Source organism: Collinsella sp. AM42-18AC (genome assembly GCF_003467965.1).
Classification (GTDB): Bacteria; Actinomycetota; Coriobacteriia; order Coriobacteriales; family Coriobacteriaceae; genus Collinsella.
Map to the genome: position 1 here is coordinate 389,242 of NZ_QSFY01000001.1, position 19,930 is coordinate 409,171.

The window sequence follows — 19,930 nt, forward strand, 5'->3', positions numbered from 1 at the left end:
AGGCGCGAATAGCTGCGGTGTTACGACCACTCCTCGTCGCCCGCGTCCTCAAAGAGGGCTGCGGCGGCGTTTTCACCGGCGATGCGACCCGAGTTAAGGCAGAAGCCCATGGTGTTACCCGGAATGCAGTAGTTATAGGAGTCGCCATAGATGGTGCAGGCATCGGTGCCAACGCAGTACAGGCCAGGGATGACCTCATAGTCGTCGGTCATGACCTCCATCTTGTGGTTAATGAGCACGCCGCCCAGGGTGCCGTAGGCGCCACAGTACTGCTTGCAGCAATAGAAGGGGCCCTTCTCGAGCGGCTTCATAAACTCGCGCTCTTTCTCAAAGATGTCGTCCCAGCCGTTGTCGCACATCTCGTTGTACTCGTCGACGTTAGCGAGCAGACCCTCCACGTCGATACCCGCCTTCTCGGCAAGCTCCTCCAGCGTATCGGCCTGGCAGATCGCCGGATAGCCGGCCTCCAGGTCGCGGTTCCACTGCTCCTCAAAGCCGTCGTACAGGTCGTGCGGATGAACGTGGCTGACGATATCCGGACCATCCTTCTTCCAGTGCTTGAGCATACGGGAATCAAAGATGGCATAGGCGACCTTGCCGGGGAGATGGTTGATGGCGTTGCCGACAAAGGTGGTGTTGAAGATCTCGTCCTCCGGCATAAAGCGCTCCCCCAGGCGGTTGCACCAGTAGCACGGCTGACGGAATGCGCCCTCGACATAGAAGTGGTTCATGTTGTCGGGGATCTGGTACATGAGCTCCATGGTCACCGGGGTGTGGCCGCCGCCGACCTCGTGGCACATGTTGATGCCGTCGCCGTCCATGCCCGGAATGGCAAACGAGAACAGGTCTTTACCCCACTCAAAGTCGAGCTTCTCCTTGATGAGCTTGGCGTTGTGGCCAAAACCGCCCGTAGCGACAATCGCAGACTTGCACGAGATTTGGTACTCCTCGCCGTCCTTGTCCTTGGCGGTCACGCCGCAGATGGCGCCGTCCTCGCCCTTGATAAGGCCGGTGCCCGGGCACTCGAACATAAACTCGACGCCCAGGTCCTGGGCACGCTCGGTCATGCGTTTGGTCATCGTGGTCGCCGCGCGAGGACCGGGCTCCGAGCCGTCCTCGGGCTGCACGACATGCCAGGTGTACTCGCCGTCGGAATAGGCACGCGTGCGCTCGCGGGCGCGGAACGCCGGACGCACGGAGTTAAACACCACGCCCATGTCCTGCAGCCATGCGATGGTGTCGCCCGACTTAAAGTAGTAGTCGCGCACCAGGCGAGCATCGACCTGGTAATGGGTGTAGAACATATGGCGACGGAAGAGCTCGCCAGGCGTGACCTCGATCATCGAAGCCTTCTGAAGCGGAGAGCCAGCGGCGGCAGGCCCCATGCCCATGTTGGCGGCGCCACCGGTAATGGGGGCCTTCTCTAGGGCAATGACGCGAGCGCCTGCCTCGGCTGCAGCGACCGCTGCGGCAAGGCCACTCAGACCCGCGGCAACGACAACGACGTCGGTCTCTAACTGTTTCATGCGAATCCTCCTTTATAGGGCTCTTGGACGAACCCGGACTTCATGCGAATTGCATGCGTATCGACAGCCATACTTTCGCTCGAAAACAGACTCAAAGCCATGTGCAGGCGCACCGATGTTTGCCCATAGCGACCATGGGCTTTGTGCGGATGAACCATGCGTTTGGGCGACGCTTTCGAGCGCATGGCCCTGACGCCACACGTACAGGGGGGCGGTGTGCTTCACGGCGTCCGCCCCTGATAATCGAGTTTTCTTATTTATGGTTCCGCTGTGCCTCGAGCACATCGAGCGGCGTAAGCGCCTGAATAGCGCGCTCTTTTCCAAAGATTGCCGAGCACACGAGCGTTCCCGACATAACCAGGCAAACCGCGAGCGCGATTCCAAAGGCCCAGAATGCGAAGAGGTGGCCAAAGTTGATCGGCTGCTGCAGCATAAACGTGAAGAACGACGTGGCAAGACCCATAAAGACGCAGGGCACATTGGAGCAGATCGAGACAAACCAAAACCGTCCCGGCAGAAAATCTCAATCTGTAACAGTTACTCGGCAAAATCCGTCCCTCGTGTTACAGATTTAGACAAACGGGACCCAACCCACCGGTATATCTCGATCTGTAACACCTGGCCGCCCAAATCGGGTCTAGATGTTACAGATCGAGATTTTGTTTGAGATGTTGGGAATTGGGCTGAGAGAACAGTCCCGGAATAACAAAAAAGCTCGCCGGCTAGGCCGACGAGCTGCAAGTTCTTGGTCGCGGGGGCAGGATTTGAACCTACGACCTCCGGGTTATGAGCCCGGCGAGCTACCAGACTGCTCCACCCCGCAATGTCTGGGCGCCTCATGTGCGCAAGAAAGAATATTACGCGGGAGTTCGGTAAACGGCAAGGAAAATCTCGTAGAGCATAATTCCTTCATATTTAAACCCCTCAGCCCCTATCACCGTAAACGAATTGCAGCCGAGCGCCGTCGACGGCACGTATACAATGGTGCGCGTCCTTTTATGCCAACACCGGGAGTAGACATGCTGCTCGCTATCGATATGGGAAATACGCAGACGGCCATGGGCCTGTTTGACGGAGACGAGCTGGTGCAGTCGTGGCGTATGCCCACCGACCGCTCCTATACCGCCGACGAGATCCACGTGCGCCTGATGGGTTTCTTTAAGATGTACGGCCTCTCGCTCGATACGGTTGACGCGATCGCCTTTGTGGGCGTGGTGCCGCAGCTCTCGCGCGAGTGGCACGCCGTGGCCGACCGCATTGCCGCAGACGCCATCGTCATCGGGCCGCAGACGGCCGCCGTGACCAAGCTGCGCGCGGCGCGCCCCCAGGCCGTGGGCGCCGACCGCGTCGCCAACGCCGTTGCGGCCGAGACTTTCTACGGCGCGCCGGCGATCGTGGTGGACTTTGGCACCGCGACCAATATCGACGTCATCGATGAGGACGGTTATTACATTGGCGGGGCGATTGCGCCGGGCATCCGCATCTCCATGGACGCGCTTGCCGCCCGTGCCGCCAAGCTCGCCAGCGTGCCGCTCGAGGCGCCCGAGCACGCCATCGGTCGCGACACCGAAGAGTGCATCAAGGTCGGCGCCGTGGTGGGCGCTGCCGCCATGGCCGAGGGCCTGGTCGCGCGCATGAAGCGCGAGCTGGGCCGCGAGGACGCCACCGTTATCGCCACGGGCGGCCTCGCCAGCATCGTCGCCGATTCGACCGACGCCTTCGACATAGTCGACGGGCAGCTCACCATCAAGGGCATCTGCGAAATCTACCGCCGCATGCAGAAGCTGGGGGTAAAACAGGGACATAAGTCGAGCACGCCCGATGTCACAGCCCCGCAAACGTTCGCCAAGCCTATTCCTCAAAACTGAAAAATTTTCAATTTTGAGGAATAGGGCGCTGGCAACCCATTCACCAGATAGGCGAAACCCTCCCCGGCACAGGCCGAAGAGGGCTTCGTTGTCATCGTTATCTTTGAGCGCGGGCGCCTCGCGTTACAGTCCGCGAATCCGTACGGCCTCGGGCGGAAACTCCTGCTCGCCGGCATCGGTCTTGATGGTCGCGCGGCCCCAGATGTCCAGGCCCGCAAACACACCGACTGCGAGCGGCAAGCCGTTGGGCGACACCGCCGCGACCTGACGACCCAGCAGTGGCACCATGTCAAAGTACTCGCCCAGCACCGGAGCCAGCGGGCCGGCAGCGCCCTGCGGCGTGTTGGCGGCAACCGCCCAGGCGTCAACGCGGGTCAGCACAGCGGCGGCCAATGCCTCGATCAGCGCCTCATCTGCCATATCCACGCCAAGCTCACCCAGCGCCGCACGCTCAATATCAACCGTCACCGCGGCAAACATGCCCGCAGCACCGGCACCGCCGTTCACGGCAACACGCGCGAGCGACGCCTCAAACGCAGGCGCACCGCACACGATATCGCTCGGCCACTGGATACCCACCTTACCGGCAAGGCCCAACCCCGGCGTCGAAGCCGTGCCCACGAGCGCGTCCATCATGCCCATCGCGGCCACAAACGGCAGGCCGTGGAAGGCATGCATGTTCACATCGGGGCGCACAACCAGCGAAAACGTCAGCGAAGCATCGCCCACGCTCCACGCGCACCAGCCCGCGGACACGCCCTCGCGGCCCGCGTCACGCGCCGCGTCGAGCTCGGTACCGGCGACAACAGCATTCATCTCGATCATCTACATACGCCCCAATTCGCCCACGATATGGCCCACGCGATCCTCGGGTTCCTTGACCTCGACACCGTTATAGCGGAAGAACCGCGCCGGGTCGTGCATCAGGTCCTCGAGCGGCACCAGCACAAAGTCACGCTCGCCGATCAGCGGATGCGGCAGGCGCAGCTTTTTGCCGCCGTGGGTCTCGCCGTCCATCCACAGCAGGTCCAAGTCGATGGTGCGCGGACCGTTGGCCTTGGCCTTTTTGGAGCGGTCGCGGCCCAGCTCGGCCTCGATCTTCATGAGCTCGTCGAGCAGCACCAGCGGCGCCAACTCGGTCTTGATCTCGATGACGGCGTTGGCAAACGCGTCCTGGCGCGTCTCGTAGGCCGGCTCGCTCTCGTAGATCTTGGAGGAGTTGGACACGCAGGTAAGTGGAATCTCGGCGATCATGTCGCGTGCGGCGCGGATGTTGGCGCAGCGATGCCCCAGGTTGGAACCCACGGCCACAAACGCGCGGCGCGGCTGCGGCTTGGCGACAGCCCAGTACCCGTTCAGGAACTGCGCAAAGCCCGCAACGTCATGCACGCGCACGATGTTGGCGCCGGCCTGGATGGCGCCCAGGCACACACCAAACGTGGCGGCATCGCGCGCGGCGGCATCGGTCACGCCCGAGACGGCGCCCACAAAGCGCTTGCGCGACACGGCGCACATGAGCGGATAGCCCAGCGACGCCATCTTAGCGGTCTCGCGCTGGATGACGATATCCTCGTTGGCCGTCTTGCCAAAGCCCGGACCGGGATCGATGCAGATGCGGTCGCGCGACACGCCGGCATGGATGAGCGCGCGGGCCTGGTCGGACAGAAAGCCCATGACGCGGCGCATGATGGGCGCCGAATCGGGCAGGGTAAAGCGGCGGAGCTGCGAGGTGGGCACATAGGCTTCCTCACGGCGGGCACTGCGGCGCATCATGGCGGCCAGGTGGTCGCTGGGCTCTGGTGCGACTTCGGTAGCTGCGGGCACGGCCTCGGGCGCAACGGCAGCAGGGGCAGCCTGCTCGGTAGCCGGCGTCTCTGACTCGGCAACAGGCTCGGGCGTGGGCTCTGATTCGCCAAACGGCAGCGAGGGCTGTACCACACCGCCCGGAAGCTTGGTCTCAACCTTGGACTCGCCCAGCAACTTGCCGCGACGGCGACGGGCTGGCTTCTCGGCCTCGCGCGCGGCCTCGGCGGCCGCTTCGCGTGCCTTCTCGGCAACAAACGCCGCAGCCGAGGTATCAAGCTGCACCGTCGCGTGCGTACGAGCAGGGGCGGCGACCTCGCCGGCGTGCATCACGATAACGCCGCAGGCGCTCGTCTTAACAAACTCGACCATCTTGGGGTCGGTGAAGCCCGTCACGTCGTTGACAATAGAGGCGCCGCAGCGCACGGCCGCCTTGGCAACCGCCACGTGGCGCGTGTCAATCGAGACGATGGCACCCTCTTTGGCCAGCGCGCGCACCACGGGCAGCACGCGGCGAGCCTCCTCGTCGGGGTTGACCGGGGTAAAACCAGGGCGCGTGGACTCGCCGCCCACGTCGATGATGTCGGCGCCGGCGTCGAGTATCGCCAGGCCGTACTCGATTGCGGCATCCGGGTCGAAGTGCTCCCCGCCGTCGCTAAACGAATCGGGCGTCACGTTGAGGACGCCCATGATGCGCGGACGGTCAAAGCTGAGCTCGTACTTTCCGCACCGCCATGTCTTGCTATCGTTCGCCATGAACATCCTCCTCAAATGCCCGCGCCGCCGCGCTCGGGCGCAGGCGGCGGGGTCGCTTTGCAATCAGTCTTTCTATTGTATCCGCGCACACGGGCTAGAACGCAAACGCGGCCGCGATGTCGCAAGAAATCAGCAGGTCGGCATTTGCATCTTGATCGGTGGGAGCAAGATTGCAAATGGCCAGCGTATCGCCGGTAAAGTAGCGCGTAAGGCCCGCCGCCGGATACACCACGAGCGAGGTCCCGCCCACAATGAGGGCATCGGCCGCGGCGATGGCGGCAACGGCGCCGGTCAGCACATGCTCGTCGAGCGGCTCTTCGTATAGCACCACATCGGGCTTGATGCGACCACCGCACGCGGGGCACACGGGCACGCCCGCGGCGTCCTCGTGCTCGCGCGAGCAAATCCACTCGGCGCTATAGACCGCTCCGCACGACTGGCAAATGTTGCGATGGACCGATCCGTGCAACTCAAACACGCGCTGCGAGCCCGCCATCTGATGCAAGCCGTCGATGTTTTGCGTCACCACGGCATCAAGCTTGCCGACGCGCTCCAGCTCGGCCAGCTTGGTGTGGCAGCGGTTGGGCTTAGCGTTAAGCGCGATCATCTTGGTTCGGTAAAAGTCGAAGAACTCCGCCGGATGTGTCTCGTAAAAGCTGTGCGACAGCATGGTCTCGGGCGGATAGGCAAACTGCTGGTGATACAGGCCGTCCACGCTGCGAAAATCGGGAATGCCGCTTGCCGTGGAAACACCCGCGCCGCCAAAGAAGACCACGCGCTTGTGGGTATCAAAAAGCTCCGCCAGCGCGGCGGAGGCCTGCTTGGGATCCGATATTGCCTGCGTCATATGAGCCCTCCGTCCGTGTCTCCGGGACGGCGGCGTTCGCACTATCACTCGCGGACTCCGCCCCGCTCTAGTTGCGTTAATCTTAAGCCTGCCAACCCCGTCGAAAGGACACCATGCCTCAGACTTACACTTTCGCCTCGTGGAACGTTAACGGCCTGCGCGCCGTGCTCAAAAAGGACCCGAGCTTTACCCAGATCGCACAGGAACTCGATGTCGATATCCTAGCGCTGCAGGAAACCAAGCTGCAGGAGGGCCAGGTCGATATCGACCTGGCCGGCTATCACCAAACCTGGAGCTACGCCGAGCGCAAGGGCTACTCGGGCACCGCGGTCTTTAGCCGCCAGGAACCGCTGCGCGTGCTGCGCGCCGATGCACTGCTGCCCTACGCCGGCGAGGGCGAGGCGGCCGAGCTCGTCGCCCAAGCCGCAACCGAGGGCCGCGTCTGCGCGCTCGAGTTCGACAAGTTTTGGTTCGTGGACGTCTATACGCCCAACGCCCAAAACGAGCTCGCGCGCATCGACGTGCGCATGGCCTGGGACGATGCCTATCGCGGCTTTTTGAGCGCGCTTGAGCGCGAAACCGGCAAGCCCGTCGTAACCTGCGGCGACTTTAACGTGGCACACGAGGAGATCGACCTTAAGAACCCCAAGTCCAACCGCGGCAACGCAGGCTTTTCGGACGAGGAGCGTGGCAAGTTTACCGAGCTGCTCAACGCCGGTTTTACCGACACTTGGCGCGCAGCCAATCCGGACGTCGAGGGCGTCTACAGCTGGTGGAGCTACCGCTTTAATGCCCGCAAGAACAACGCAGGTTGGCGCATTGATTACTTCCTGGTGAGCGACGCAATCGCCGGCAACGTACGCGACACCGGCATCCGCGGCGACATCTTTGGCAGCGACCACTGCCCCGTCACGCTCGCCCTGGAGCTCTAGCCCAACTGATCTCCCAAAGGCGGAGAAAGGCGGGTCGTTTTCGTCTTGCGAGCGTGTTCGCGCACCCCGCCCGCCACGAAACCTGCCCATCTACTACGTTTAGGCCGCCATCCTCAACCACAGCGAACAACGCAAAAAGAAAACCGCAGGTAGAAAGCCTGCGGTTTTTCATAAAACGCGGTTGTGCTTGGGGGTGTCGGGCTAAACGTAGTAGATGGGCCAGTTTCGTGGCGAGCGCCGTCAACTGATTCCCTGGGGACGTCTGGGGACGGAAGAAAACGGATCAATTGACCCTCTGAGGGCTATGATGCCCGTCATATCAACCGGCCATTTCAAAACTACGCCGGTTTACGGGGCTAAATCGCAAACCCCCAACCATACGCAATTCCGAAATAATAAAACCGCAGGTAAACGGCTTGCTCTATTTCGAAAAAAGCCGGTATGGTCTGCCTGTGCCAATCTAGCCCCGTAAACCGGCATAGTTTTGAAATGGCACTTCGGCAGCATTGATTCCCGCCCCGGCGCAACCAGCCCTACAGCCCGTATTTCACGACGACGCGGTTGATGCGGCGACACCAGGGCTTGTACAGAGCGGCCAAGAACACGCAGGTCGCGAGGCCATGCGTGATGTCGAACGGCACCGCCGTAGCAAGACGCGCTATGGCGCCCGCCCACGTGAGCGGTTGAACAAAACCGATGATGTCATACGCGTTTATCACAACGCCGTAGAGCAAGCCCGAGGCAAAGCCGTACGCCATCAGCGCCGGCATGCGCACGGTTCCATCCGCACGGTCGAACGCGCCCGCATGCGCCAGCGCGCCGCCAACATAGCCAACCAGACCCCAGGCATACATCTGCCACGGCGTCCACATGCCCTGTCCAAAAAAGAAATTGCTGGTCAGCGCCGCCAGCGCGCCAACCATAAAACCATTGCGGCGACCAAGCGTCGCCCCCGCGATAATGGCGATGGCGCTCACCGGTTTAAAGTCGGGAATGGGGCCAAACAAGATACGCCCCGCCGCGGCCAACGCCGCCAGCACCAGCGTGGGCATGATCTGGCGCAGGCCCGGACGTGATGTCTCATAGCCCGCAAAGAACAGTGCGAGCACGAGCGCCACTACAACCAGCATGGCAAGCGCCGCCTGCTCAATGCCCACCAGCAACGCCGCAGTCATCACTGCCGGCACCGCCAGCAGCAGCGGGATCTCCAGTTTTGCAAGCAAGCGCGAGAAACGACAGTCCGTCATCCCATCACGCCCTATAGAACACGTTGTCGGCAAAGAAGTCGGCCGGGGGCTCCATGCAGGCAATCTCGCCGTCAAACATCATGGCGACGTCGTCGGACACCTGCTCGGCAAAGTCTAAGTCGTGCGTGGCAATGACGACGGTGCCACCGGCCTTCGCATGGTCACGCAGGGCGCGGGCGATGATGCGGCGGCTCTCCAGGTCCAAGCCCTTCGTGGGCTCGTCAAGCAGCAGCAGCTCGGGGCCAATCAGCAGCAGCTTTGCCAGCGCGAGCAGCTGGCGCTGTCCGCCCGAGAGGTCGTAGGGGTGGCGCGTCTCCAGGCCGTCCAATCCCAGTTGCGCCGCACGCTCCCGCGCCAAGTTCTCGTCATATCCGCAGGTCGAGGCCCATTCCATCAGCTCATCGCGAACCGTCTCGGCGACCAGCAGGGCCTTGGGATTCTGTGGCAGCAGCGCCGCCGAAGTCGTCCCACGCACTATGCGGCCACGCTGCAGCTTAGCCGTCTTGGCCAGCACCGAGAGCATCGTCGACTTGCCGCATCCGTTGCCGCCCACGATCGCATGCACCGCACCGGCCGAAAACGTCACGTCGAGCCCGCGCAGCACCCAACCGCCAACGCGATCGTAGCGAAACCAGCCTTCCGACAGGGTGGTAGCCGACCCGCCGTGCATTTTTTGGAGTATTCTGCCTCCATCCGTACGCGGGAAGGCTTCCGAGCCGTTCTCGAGTGACGTTTGCGCCACAAATTCGGACGATTTGTCCAATTCCGAACTTTTTTTCGCGCTCGATACGTCCCCGGGCGGCTCCAGAGAGCCCAAATTGTCCTCACGCCTGCTGAATACTCCGTTTTTTGCACATCGGATGGCACCCCACCCCAACATGTCATCGGAAAACAGCGATTCTCGGCGTCCCAAAGAAGCCATATCTGCCACTTCGCGCACGCGACCGCCCTCCATCCGGTACGCACACGTCGCATACTCGAGCATCGGCCGCGGTTGATGCGTAGCCACAACAACCGTGCAGCCCAGCTCACGGTTCACGCGAAACAGCGCGTGCAGAAAATTCTTCTCGGCAACGGGATCGAGCTGAGACGTGGGCTCGTCGAGCAGCAGCACACGCGGACGCAGCGCCAGGACGGCGGCAAGCGACAGCAGCTGCTTGCGGCCACCCGAAAGCGTATCGGTATCGCGATGAAGCCAATCCTCCAGACCAAAGAAATAACTGGTCTCAGCAACACGGCGGCGCATCTCGTCGCGCGACACACCCAGATTCTCTAGGCCAAACGTCATCTCGTGCCACACGGTCTCGCACACAATCTGGTTCTCGGGATCCTGGAACACGTAGCCCATGCGCTCCGCAGACGCGCGCACGTCCATGTCGGCAACGCTCTCGCCCAGCACGCGCGCATCGCCAGTGCGCTCGCCCGCCGGAGCGATCTCGGGCTTGAGCAACGACAGCAGCGTCGACTTACCCGATCCGGTACCGCCAACAAGCAGCGCAAATGCACCTTGGGGGACAGACCAGTCGAGCCCCTCGAGCACCGCAGCATCAGCCCCGGGGTAGGTAAAGCTCAGGCTCCGCACCTCAATCGCCGGCATATCCGGGTCGCACGCCGCGCCCGACACCGGGCCACTATCCAACCGAGCCATCAGCCGAACCTCTTCTCATCGATCGCATGCAGCACGCAGGGCAGCACCATCCAGGCAGCGTACACGACATAGCCCAGCCACGGCGCGGGCACCGAAAGCTGCGGGTAAAACGAATACTGCGTTGTCGCGGTCCATGCCACCGCCACCGCGGCGGCACCAAACACTGCAAGTCCAACCAGCGCGGCAACATCGCCGCGCCTCAGCCGATACCGCGCATACGTCGTACGGCGCGACGCAGCACCCCACCCGCGAGAGCGCATGGCATCCGCGCGCTCAAGCGAATCTTCCATGCCCCAGCCCATCAGCACGCTCGACGCCCGCAGGCGCGAGCGCACGGGGTCAGCCGGCGCGCGCCCCGGCACATCGATCGCGTCCTGCACCGCCAGCACCGTGCGGCCGCGGCGCAAAAACTGCGGGATAAGCCGCATGCACATCGAGATCATGAGCGCGAGCACCGGCGCGGCGTTGCCCAGCAACGCGAGCACCTTGTCGTATTCGAGCATCGACGCCGCAGCCTCAAACCACAGCACGCTCGCCACAAACAGCCCGCCCATACACAGGCCGTATACCATGCTCTCCAAATACACTGCGCGCATGCCAATATGGAAAAGCTCGGTCGAGCCCGATGCACTAAACAGCGGGTTGACCAGCGCAATGATCAAAATCACCGGCAGCTGCCAGCGAAGCGAGCCCAACGTGCGGGCAGCCCCGCGGGTCGCAAAGCCGTATGCCAACCCGCCCGCGAGCGACAGCGCGATCAGCACCGGTTGCATCGAGAACATGGTGAGCCCCAACGTCAGCACCATGTAGAGTGCCGGCACCGCCGGATGCGACATCGAGAATGCCGCGACGGGCTCGTTGCCCGATTCCTCTCGCATGATATCCACGGGCACCCCCGTCCCCTCGCTCAAACGACAACGCCGCAGCGCCTCCGCCATACACAACCAGCGCAAACGCCGCACCGCCGGCCCAAGCATCAGCTGCCGCAAACCAATCGTTACGCGCTCATCATATGCCTGCGGTATCATATTGCGCCGTGTATCGTTTCCAAACACACGTCTCTAATAACGTAACAGGAGATCACATGGACGCAACCGCAATTATCCTCGCCGCCGGCGAGGGCACCCGCATGAAGTCGAACCACTGCAAGGTTTCGCACAAGATCCTGGGCAAGCCCATGGTTCAGTGGATCGTCGACGCCACCATCAAGGCCGGCTGCAGCCGCGTCGTGGTCGTCATCGGCAGCCACGCCGACGAGATGCGCGCCCTCATCGATGGCGCCTACGCCAACAGCGCCACCAAGGTCGAGTGCGTCGAGCAGACCGAGCGCCTGGGCACCGGCCATGCCGTCAAGGTCGCGCTCGAGGCCTGCGGCATCACGCAAGGCCCCGTCGTCGTGCTCAACGGCGACCTGCCGCTCATCACCGCCGACACCGTCGCCAAGTTCGCGCAGACCGTCGCCACCGGCGAGCTCGCCTGCACCGTCATGACCATGACCCCGCCCGATCCTTTTGGCTACGGCCGCATCAAGCTGGGCGCCGACGGTCAGATCGAGCGCATCATCGAGCAGAAGGACTGCACACCCGAGCAGGCCGCCACGCTGCTGGAGTGCAACGCCGGTTGCTACGCCTTCGACGGCGCGCAGCTCGCCGCCCACATCAACGAGATCGGCAACGACAACGCGCAGTCCGAGTACTATCTGCCCGACATGCTCGAAATCCTCAAGGGTCACGGCCAGGCAGCCTCCATCTTCCACTGCGACGACTACCGCGACGGCCTGGGCGTCAACAGTCGTATCCAGCTCGCGCAGCTCACCGCCATCGCGCGCGACCGCATCAACGAGCACTGGATGGCAGAGGGCGTCACGTTCATCGACCCCACGCAGGCTTGGATCGGCCCCGACGCCACCATCGGCCGCGACACCGTCGTGTGGCCGCAGACGCACCTGATCGGCCACGTCACCGTGGGCGAGGAATGCCAGCTCGGCCCCAACAGCCGTCTCACCGACACCACCGTCGGCAGCGGCTGCACCATCGATGAGACCATCGCCATCGAGGCCGTCATCGAGAACGGCGTCGACTGCGGCCCGCGCGCCTACCTGCGCCCGGGCACCCACATGCTCGACGGATCCAAGGCCGGCACGCACGTGGAGATCAAGAAGTCCACGATTGGCGAGGGTTCCAAGGTGCCCCACCTGTCCTACATCGGCGACACCACCATGGGCTCCGGCGTCAACGTGGGCGCGGGCTCCATCACCTGCAACTACGACGGCGTCCACAAGCACAAGACCGTCATCGGCAAGGATGCCTTCATTGGTTCCGACACCATGATGGTCGCGCCCGCCCAGATCGGCGACGGCGCGCTCGTGGCCGCCGGCTCCGTCATCACCGAGCCGGTCCCGGCCGACGCACTCGGTCTGGGCCGCGCCCGTCAGGTAAATATCGAGGGCTGGGCCGCCGATTATCGCCGCCGTCTGCACGAGGATGACGAGGTATAACGTTTTACCAAGCATCTAAGGAGCTGTTCCCATGGGGACGGCTCCTTTTTCTATCGTGACCTGCGCGACCGGATGAGTGGTCGGTTCGTGTCCGTTGACGGTAAAGACGTTATCAGGACCCGATAAACCCCGCCGCGCGGTTACAATGCAACAAGGCATCTATATGGCATTCGATATAAAGGAGAAGGGTAATGCCGATTAATGATCCCGAGAAGTCGGAGAATATGCGCAAGTCCATCCGCGTGTATTCCGGTTCCTCCAACCGTCCCCTCGCTCAGAAGATCGCTGAGTACCTTGGGGTCGAGCTTTCGGGCCTTACGCTAAAGCAGTTCGCCAATGGTGAGATTTACGCCCGCTACGACGAGACTGTCCGCGGCGCCGACGTCTTCCTGATTCAGTCCGTGGCCGGCGGCAACGTCAACGACATGCTCATGGAGCTGCTCATCGCCACCGACGCTGCCAAGCGTGCATCCGCCCGCTCCATCACCGCCGTTATCACCCACTACGGCTATGCCCGCCAGGACCGCAAGGCCGGCCCGCGCGAGCCCATCACCGCCCGCCTCGTCGCCAACCTGCTCGAGCGCGCCGGCGTCGACCGCATCATCACCCTCGACCTGCACCAGGGTCAGATCCAGGGCTTCTTTGATATCCCGGTCAACCACCTGTCCGCACTGCCGCTGTTTGGCCAGTACTACAACGCCATGAACTTCGACACCGACAACCTGGTTGTCGTCTCCCCCGACGTGGGTCGTGCCAAGGCCGCCAAGAAGCTGTCCGACATGCTCGGCTGCGACCTGGCCATCGCCCACAAGGGCCGTCCGCGCCACAACGCCGCCGAGGTCATGGGCATCATCGGTGACATCAAGGGCAAGACCTGCGTCATCAATGACGACATGATCGACACCGCTGGCACCCTGTGCGCCAACGTCAAGGAGCTCAAGGCTATGGGCGCTGGCGACATCTACGTCTGCGCCACCCACGGCATCTTCTCCGGTCCGGCCATCGAGCGTCTGAACGACGCCCCCATCGTCGAGTGCGTCGTCACCGATGCCATTCCCGTCGAGGTCGGCGGCAAGATTAAGACCATCTCGGTCGCCGAGGAGTTCGCTCAGGCCATCTCCGCCGTTTACCACGAGGAGCCCGTCTCCACGCTCGTCGGCGGCGACTTCGCGCTGTAGCCTGCCACGCATCGCATCATCTTTGATGCTTTTAAAGGGTCGGAAGCTCGCTTCCGACCCTTTTTCTATCCCTCGCCAACCTTTCCTGGACAATTAGTTCAGATACGTATTTTTTAAAGCCCCAAAGGGCCGTTCGGAGCCTTCTGAGCTCCCCGGCGGATGCCATGCCGTCCAAAGCTCATCGTTTTCGAGTACAACCGCTGCATATTTATCCTCAAATCGCCCTCAAAGGCCCTTAGAAACGCCTCGAACGCCCGCCGCCTTATACGTATCTGAACCAACTGTCCAGTAACTATCGTCAACCTTCGCGGCAGAGCTCAATTTCCTGCAATCCCCTCAACCGATTCCACCGATTTCATAACACCCAGCCGTTCATGGCGCGCAGCGGCCCGCTGAGCGAAAAGAACGGTATGGCTGTCGCATTCTGCCGGCAACTTAGTACGTTATAGCTATGACGACCGTGATTTCACATTTCTCCGCCCTCCGCGCAATTCGCCGCGCACGACGGGCGTACTCTGCCCTTCCTTGGGACTCCGTTGATAGTGAACAGCAAGCACAGGCCTTGGCTAGCTGCATTCCCAATAATGACGCGATAGACTTTGGCGCACTTTCGATGCTCGACGCCTGGAATGAAGATGATTCCGAACTGCTCGATCTTCTCGTTTCAAGCGAAGACAACAGACGCCCCGACAAGCGACTTCTTCAGCATATTCTCTCCGCTCCTCTTCCTGAAGGTGCAATTATGCACGTCGAGGCCGACATCTACGCAACGTCTCCCGCCATGACGGCCATGCTTTGTTCCAAAAATGAATCGGTCGCCAAAACCTTGATGCTCCTTATGGAGCTGCTCGGAACTTACTCCCTTCCGCCCGAGGCAACCTACCCCATCGCCTATGACGATACGTGGCCCAAGGCCGACGGCTTCGAAGCGATGGGCGATCTTGATTGTCAGGGCAGCCAACCGGCACCCGAAGGACAAGCCGAAACCCGTTACGAACAGGCACACTACAAATGCGAACCTGCTACAACCATCGAAGATCTCGAGGCAATCGCGCGGTTCGCCAAAAGCAGCTCCTATGCCTCGTTTCGCACGGCCGTTAAACTCGCCCGAGCCGGATCAGCATCCCCAGCGGAATCCTTAATGTTTGCCGTCCTAGGCGCGCCCATGCGCTTTGGCGGGTTTGGATGTTGCAGCCTGCCCATGGGAGGCCTGCTACTCAACTATCGAATCGACTTCGACACCCTTGCGGTCAACATGTCCTCGGGCATCCCCTATGCAATCTGCGACTTATATTGTCCTGCCGCCGGAGTGGACAACGAATACAACGGAATTGGGCATGAGCTTCAAAACGCTCGCATTCACGACGGCAATCGAAATAATGGCCTCAAGGCAATGGGCATCCACGTCCTGGTTATCAATCGCGACCAAATGAAAGACCTTGTTGCACTCGAAGCCTTCGCCCAAACGATGCATCGACTCGCGGGAGTCCGATTCCGATATCGCATCAAGGGCTATCGCAAGCGTCAGGCCGCTTGGCTCAACGCTCTGCGGGCCGGAATCGGCCTTGCGCCGGTCTAAACGGCGAATCGCCCGTGCGCCGTCGAGCAGGGCTGGACAGTTAGTTCAAATACGTATGAATGGACACATTGAATTAGGCTATTTTGCAGCTATCTCTATACCATTCGCCCTATTTAAAGGCAGGGTAGACTTCAAAACAGCGCCATATGGACTAACTAAAGCTCCAAAACAACGTATCGACATCGAATTAAGCACTTCGAGTCCTCAGAACTTATACGTATCTGAACTAACTGTCCACCTCGGATTTTGACGGCCGTCCAAACGCCCCCAAACAACCTCAATTGCCCTCCATTTGACAGCGGCAACAGGGTCGCTCACCATAGCAGGCGACAAATCAACGAAAGGATGAACATGGCAGCTGCACAGCCGCTTAAGATTCGCATGGTTGCCGGACTTGGCAACCCGGGTGAGGAATATGCCGAGACCCGCCACAACGCCGGCTTTAAGGCGATCGACGAGCTGGCCCGTCAGGCCGGCGTCACGTACTGGAAAAACCAGGCAGGCACCGAGGTCGCGCTCATCAACATCAACGATCCCGAGGAAGAGGGAGGTAAGCGCCAGATTGTACTGGTCAAGCCGCAGTCGTACATGAATACCTCGGGCGGCCCCATCTCCAAGCTCTGCCGCGAGTACAAGATCAAGGCCGAGGAGCTGCTCGTCATCCACGACGAGCTCGATATTCCCGCCGGCGACGTGCGTGTTAAGGTGGGCGGCGGCCATGCTGGCCACAACGGTCTGCGCTCCATCATCGACAAGATGGGCAGCCGCGACTTCAGCCGCATCCGCACCGGCATCGGCAACCCTCCCGGCAAGATGGCCGTCGCCGACTACGTGCTTAAGCAGCTGCGCGCCCGCGAGGCCGAGGATTTCCAGGACACCTGTGCCCGCGCCGCAGATGCCGCCGGTCTGGCCATCGTCCACGGCGTAATCTACGCCCGCGACCACGTCAACGGTGCCGCCTCCGCCAACGGCAAGCACTAAAACCTACTATTTAGGGACAGGTTTATTTTGGCGGGTTTTATCTACGAAAACGCCCCGGTGGCCACATCGAAATAAACCCCGCACTGCCATACACACATAGCGCCCCAAAGGGGGCCGGCCTCATCACAACCTGAGGCCGGCCCCCTTTTTCGTTTTGCCTGATAAAACCTGCCGAAATAAACCTGTCCCTTTTTTGGCAGGTCACTTTTCCGCCTGCCGAAGATACACGTAAACGGCATGTCCATGAGGGTATAATTCGTACCGTATGTCTGCACAACGCCTGTGCGCGTACGGTTTTATTCGGGCTGCCGTCCATTTCCGTGGAGGCACGGTTCGGCCGCCCTAACAAGAGAGGGGTTCTATGTATAAGATCCTGGAGAAGACGCAGTTCTCGGAGAAGGTGTTCAAGTTCCGCATCGAGGCGCCCGCAATCGCCAAGCATGCGCACGCTGGACAGTTCCTCATGGTTCGCGCCAACGAGACGGGCGAGCGCGTCCCGTTTACCCTGGCCGGCTGGAACGGTGACGAGGGCTGGGTCGAGTTCATCTTCATGGTGATCGGCAAGACCACCGAGATGCTTTCCACCTACGAGGCCGGCGAGTCGCTGCGCGACGTCGTGGGTCCGCTGGGCGTTCCCACCGAGATGGCCGAGGGCCCCTGCGCCGTCATTGGCGGCGGCGTCGGCCTGGCAATTGCCTTCCCGGTCGCCAAGCACCTGGTCGAGACCGGTCACGAGGTGCACGCCATCATGGGCGCTCGCACCAAGGACCTCCTGCTCATGGAGGACCAGTTCCGCGAGCTCCTCGACGAGGACCACATCCACATCACCACTGACGACGGCTCCTACGGCGAGCAGGGCGTTGTCACCGCTCCGCTGGAGCGCCTGCTGCAGGACAAGGCCGTGAGCCAGGTCTTCTGCGTCGGCCCCGTTCCGATGATGAAGTTCTCGACCCTCACCGCCCAGAAGTACGACACCCCCATCACCGCGTCGCTCAACCCCATCATGGTTGACGGCACCGGCATGTGCGGCTGCTGCCGCGTCGAGGTGGGCGGCGTGACCAAGTTCGCTTGCGTCGATGGCCCCGACTTCGATGCCACCCTGGTTGACTGGGATGACCTTCGTGCCCGCCAGGCCGCTTATCGTTCCGAAGAGGGCGCGTCCCTCAAGGCCTATGAGGAAAAGAGCTGCGCATGCCACTAGTTAACGGTCGTTTCGTTGCCGATATGAAGTCGCCCCGCACCCCCGATAACGAGGAGCCGGCTGCCGAGCGCGCCTGCGACTTCCGCCCCGTCGACAAGGGCTTCACCGAGGAGATGGCGCTGGCCGAGGCCGAGCGCTGCCTCAACTGCAAGAAGCCGTTCTGTGTTGAGGGCTGCCCCGTCAACATCAACATCCCCCGCTTTATCGAGCAGATCCGCGCGAAGGACTTCGGCGGCGCTCTCGATACCATCCGCGAGGACTCCATGCTTCCCGCCATCTGCGGCCGCGTCTGCCCGCAGGAGAACCAGTGCGAGGGCAAGTGCATCCGTGGCAAGAAGTCCGAGCCCGTGGCCATCGGCCAGCTCGAGCGCTTCCTGGGTGACCGCCCCGAGCTCGCTTCCACGCCCAAGATGGCCCCCAAGAACGGCAAGAAGGTCGCCGTCGTGGGCTCTGGCCCGTCCGGCATCACCTGCGCCGGCGAGCTCGCCCGCAACGGCTTTGACGTCACCGTCTTCGAGGCATTCTTCACCGGCGGCGGCGTGCTGGTCTACGGCATCCCCGAGTTCCGTCTGCCCAAGGCAGTCGTCAAGCGCGAGATTGACGGCCTGGAGGACATGGACGTCAAGTTTGAGTACAACTCCGTCGTGGGCAACATGGCCACGGCCGAGGAGCTGTTCGAGCAGGGCTTCGACGCCATCTACGTGGCGACCGGCGCTGGCCTGCCCAAGTTCCTCAACGTCCCCGGCGAGAACCTGCCCAACGTCTTCTTCGCTAACGAGTACCTCACCCGCGTGAACCTGATGAAGGCCAACAAGTTCCCCGAGTACGACACCCCCACCAAGCACGGCAAGAACGTCGTCGTCTTTGGTGGCGGCAACGTGGCTATGGACGCCGTCCGTACCGCCAAGCGCCTGGGCGCCGAGCACGCCATCATCGCCTACCGTCGTACCGAGGACGAGATGCCCTGCCGTCGCGCCGAGCTGCACCATGCCAAGGCCGAGGGCGTCGAGGTTCTACCGCTCGTTTCCCCGCTCGAGTTTGTCGCTGGCGAGGACGGTTCCGTGTGCGCCGTCAAGGTCCAGAAGATGGAGCTCGGCGAGCCCGACGAGTCCGGCCGTCGTCGCCCGGTGCCCATCGAGGGCGCCATCGAGGAGATCCCCTGCGACGTCGCGATCTCGGCTATCGGCACCAACGCCAACCCCTTCGCTGCCAAGATTGGCGGCAAGATGGAGCTCAACAAGTGGGGCTACATCGTCGCTGACGAGGAGACCGGCCAGACCACCGATCCCCGCATCTGGGCCGGCGGCGACATCGTCACCGGTGCCGCCACGGTCATTCTGGCGATGGGCGCCGGCAAGAAGGCCGCCGCTTCCATCACCAAGAGCCTGCTGGGCGAGTAATCACCCACAGCGCTAGCCATCAAACGGCAAAGTCCCCGTCGAGCACACGCCCGGCGGGGACTTTTTCTATGCCAGACCCCAGATCACCACAAAGGAGACAGGCACCTTTGTGGTGGTTTTGGACTTGCCTGATCGTTTTGCCTCAATCTGTAACAGTTGGAGTCCGTTGAGCCCTGCAGTTGTTACAGATCGAGATATTGTGCCGGCCGCCCACGCCGCATCTCAATCTGTAACAGTTAGAGACCAAATATGCCGCCTGGTGTTACAGATCAAGACGTTGGGCTGACGGCCGAACGGTTCATCTAAATCTGTAACAGTTAGAGCCATTTTCGCTGGCTTGGTGTTACAGATCGAGACTATGCAAAAGCCGAGGATAGGCACTGCCGCCAAGGCCTTCCCCTCGGCCTAAAACAAAAACCACCACAAAGGTGCCTGTGAACTGCCTCCCATTTCTTGGACATCGGGAA

16 protein-coding genes and 1 tRNA gene are annotated in these 19,930 nt (G+C 61.9%); 8 read left to right on the forward strand and 9 right to left on the reverse strand.

Annotated elements, in window-relative coordinates; all coding sequences use genetic code 11:
• Positions 1 to 20: 20 nt before the first annotated feature.
• The 3 genes from DW913_RS01540 to DW913_RS01550 all read right to left on the reverse strand — a co-directional run bounded on the left by DW913_RS01540 (position 21) and on the right by DW913_RS01550 (position 2,349).
• Complete coding sequence (locus DW913_RS01540; protein ID WP_055251513.1) at positions 21 to 1,526, reverse strand: FAD-dependent oxidoreductase; 1,506 nt, start codon at positions 1,524 to 1,526, stop codon at positions 21 to 23.
• 253 nt (positions 1,527 to 1,779) lie between these two features.
• A complete protein-coding gene (locus tag DW913_RS01545; protein WP_117797360.1) occupies positions 1,780 to 1,989 on the reverse strand; it encodes a hypothetical protein in 210 nt (69 codons plus the stop codon).
• Between the two features lie 283 nt (positions 1,990 to 2,272).
• Positions 2,273 to 2,349: transfer RNA gene (locus DW913_RS01550), tRNA-Met, on the reverse strand.
• Positions 2,350 to 2,545: 196 nt separating this feature from the next.
• Here DW913_RS01550 and DW913_RS01555 point away from each other — a divergent pair.
• Entirely contained in the window at positions 2,546 to 3,394 is an 849-nt protein-coding gene (locus tag DW913_RS01555; RefSeq protein WP_158566168.1) for a type III pantothenate kinase, read from the forward strand.
• A gap of 123 nt (positions 3,395 to 3,517) precedes the next feature.
• On the opposite strand, the gene DW913_RS01560 is transcribed toward DW913_RS01555, so the two are convergent.
• The 3 genes from DW913_RS01560 to DW913_RS01570 form a co-directional block, all read right to left on the reverse strand.
• Complete coding sequence (locus DW913_RS01560) at positions 3,518 to 4,219, reverse strand: hypothetical protein (RefSeq protein WP_117759348.1); 702 nt, start codon at positions 4,217 to 4,219, stop codon at positions 3,518 to 3,520.
• Complete coding sequence (gene folK, locus DW913_RS01565; RefSeq protein WP_117797364.1) at positions 4,220 to 5,953, reverse strand: 2-amino-4-hydroxy-6-hydroxymethyldihydropteridine diphosphokinase; 1,734 nt, start codon at positions 5,951 to 5,953, stop codon at positions 4,220 to 4,222.
• Positions 5,954 to 6,047: 94 nt separating this feature from the next.
• Positions 6,048 to 6,800, reverse strand: coding sequence for an NAD-dependent protein deacylase (locus DW913_RS01570; RefSeq protein ID WP_117637152.1), 753 nt, complete (start codon positions 6,798 to 6,800; stop codon positions 6,048 to 6,050).
• A 113-nt stretch (positions 6,801 to 6,913) separates the two neighbouring features.
• Between DW913_RS01570 and DW913_RS01575 the strand changes: the two genes are divergently transcribed.
• On the forward strand, positions 6,914 to 7,732 hold the full coding sequence (locus DW913_RS01575) for an exodeoxyribonuclease III (RefSeq protein ID WP_117634639.1): 819 nt from the start codon (positions 6,914 to 6,916) through the stop codon (positions 7,730 to 7,732).
• 533 nt (positions 7,733 to 8,265) lie between these two features.
• Here the strand turns inward: DW913_RS01575 and DW913_RS01580 are convergent.
• Genes DW913_RS01580 through DW913_RS01590 form a run of 3 tightly spaced genes read right to left on the reverse strand, consistent with a single transcriptional unit; the run spans position 8,266 to position 11,505 of the window.
• Entirely contained in the window at positions 8,266 to 8,979 is a 714-nt protein-coding gene (locus DW913_RS01580) for a DUF6580 family putative transport protein (protein ID WP_117797366.1), read from the reverse strand.
• A 4-nt stretch (positions 8,980 to 8,983) separates the two neighbouring features.
• Positions 8,984 to 10,627 carry an ABC transporter ATP-binding protein gene (locus DW913_RS01585; protein ID WP_117797368.1) on the reverse strand — a complete coding sequence of 548 codons (1,644 nt, stop codon included), beginning with the start codon at positions 10,625 to 10,627 and terminating at the stop codon, positions 8,984 to 8,986.
• Entirely contained in the window at positions 10,627 to 11,505 is an 879-nt protein-coding gene (locus tag DW913_RS01590; protein WP_117797391.1) for an energy-coupling factor transporter transmembrane component T, read from the reverse strand. Before DW913_RS01590 ends, DW913_RS01585 begins: the two co-directional genes overlap by 1 nt.
• 206 nt (positions 11,506 to 11,711) lie before the next feature.
• Between DW913_RS01590 and glmU the strand changes: the two genes are divergently transcribed.
• The 6 genes from glmU (at position 11,712) to gltA (ending at position 19,463) form a co-directional block, all read left to right on the forward strand.
• Positions 11,712 to 13,124, forward strand: a complete 1,413-nt coding sequence (gene glmU / locus DW913_RS01595; RefSeq protein WP_117766309.1) for a bifunctional UDP-N-acetylglucosamine diphosphorylase/glucosamine-1-phosphate N-acetyltransferase GlmU — start codon at positions 11,712 to 11,714, stop codon at positions 13,122 to 13,124.
• Positions 13,125 to 13,315: 191 nt separating this feature from the next.
• Entirely contained in the window at positions 13,316 to 14,302 is a 987-nt protein-coding gene (locus DW913_RS01600) for a ribose-phosphate pyrophosphokinase (protein ID WP_055251541.1), read from the forward strand.
• 451 nt (positions 14,303 to 14,753) lie between these two features.
• Positions 14,754 to 15,881, forward strand: a complete 1,128-nt coding sequence (locus DW913_RS01605) for a hypothetical protein (protein WP_117797370.1) — start codon at positions 14,754 to 14,756, stop codon at positions 15,879 to 15,881.
• Between the two features lie 351 nt (positions 15,882 to 16,232).
• Positions 16,233 to 16,862: an aminoacyl-tRNA hydrolase gene (gene pth, locus DW913_RS01610; RefSeq protein WP_199580713.1), complete on the forward strand. Its 630-nt coding sequence runs from the start codon at positions 16,233 to 16,235 to the stop codon at positions 16,860 to 16,862.
• Positions 16,863 to 17,223: 361 nt separating this feature from the next.
• Positions 17,224 to 18,063, forward strand: a complete 840-nt coding sequence (locus DW913_RS01615) for a sulfide/dihydroorotate dehydrogenase-like FAD/NAD-binding protein (RefSeq protein ID WP_117647773.1) — start codon at positions 17,224 to 17,226, stop codon at positions 18,061 to 18,063.
• On the forward strand, positions 18,054 to 19,463 hold the full coding sequence (gltA, locus tag DW913_RS01620; protein WP_117797371.1) for an NADPH-dependent glutamate synthase: 1,410 nt from the start codon (positions 18,054 to 18,056) through the stop codon (positions 19,461 to 19,463). Before DW913_RS01615 ends, gltA begins: the two co-directional genes overlap by 10 nt.
• Positions 19,464 to 19,930: the final 467 nt, after the last annotated feature.

Excerpts from the sequence above, each read along its gene's own strand:
- glmU (WP_117766309.1), top strand. The coding sequence starts at position 11,712 with ATGGACGCAACCGCAATTATCCTCGCCGCCGGCGAGGGCACCCGCATG.
- folK (WP_117797364.1), bottom strand. The coding sequence starts at position 5,953 with ATGGCGAACGATAGCAAGACATGGCGGTGCGGAAAGTACGAGCTCAGC.
- DW913_RS01570 (WP_117637152.1), bottom strand. The coding sequence starts at position 6,800 with ATGACGCAGGCAATATCGGATCCCAAGCAGGCCTCCGCCGCGCTGGCG.
- DW913_RS01540 (WP_055251513.1), bottom strand. The coding sequence starts at position 1,526 with ATGAAACAGTTAGAGACCGACGTCGTTGTCGTTGCCGCGGGTCTGAGT.
- gltA (WP_117797371.1), top strand. The coding sequence starts at position 18,054 with ATGCCACTAGTTAACGGTCGTTTCGTTGCCGATATGAAGTCGCCCCGC.
- DW913_RS01555 (WP_158566168.1), top strand. The coding sequence starts at position 2,546 with ATGCTGCTCGCTATCGATATGGGAAATACGCAGACGGCCATGGGCCTG.
- DW913_RS01560 (WP_117759348.1), bottom strand. The coding sequence starts at position 4,219 with ATGATCGAGATGAATGCTGTTGTCGCCGGTACCGAGCTCGACGCGGCG.
- pth (WP_199580713.1), top strand. The coding sequence starts at position 16,233 with ATGGCAGCTGCACAGCCGCTTAAGATTCGCATGGTTGCCGGACTTGGC.
- DW913_RS01590 (WP_117797391.1), bottom strand. The coding sequence starts at position 11,505 with ATGCGAGAGGAATCGGGCAACGAGCCCGTCGCGGCATTCTCGATGTCG.
- DW913_RS01600 (WP_055251541.1), top strand. The coding sequence starts at position 13,316 with ATGCCGATTAATGATCCCGAGAAGTCGGAGAATATGCGCAAGTCCATC.
- DW913_RS01545 (WP_117797360.1), bottom strand. The coding sequence starts at position 1,989 with ATGGGTCTTGCCACGTCGTTCTTCACGTTTATGCTGCAGCAGCCGATC.
- DW913_RS01575 (WP_117634639.1), top strand. The coding sequence starts at position 6,914 with ATGCCTCAGACTTACACTTTCGCCTCGTGGAACGTTAACGGCCTGCGC.
- DW913_RS01605 (WP_117797370.1), top strand. The coding sequence starts at position 14,754 with ATGACGACCGTGATTTCACATTTCTCCGCCCTCCGCGCAATTCGCCGC.
- DW913_RS01585 (WP_117797368.1), bottom strand. The coding sequence starts at position 10,627 with ATGGCTCGGTTGGATAGTGGCCCGGTGTCGGGCGCGGCGTGCGACCCG.
- DW913_RS01580 (WP_117797366.1), bottom strand. The coding sequence starts at position 8,979 with ATGACGGACTGTCGTTTCTCGCGCTTGCTTGCAAAACTGGAGATCCCG.
- DW913_RS01615 (WP_117647773.1), top strand. The coding sequence starts at position 17,224 with ATGTATAAGATCCTGGAGAAGACGCAGTTCTCGGAGAAGGTGTTCAAG.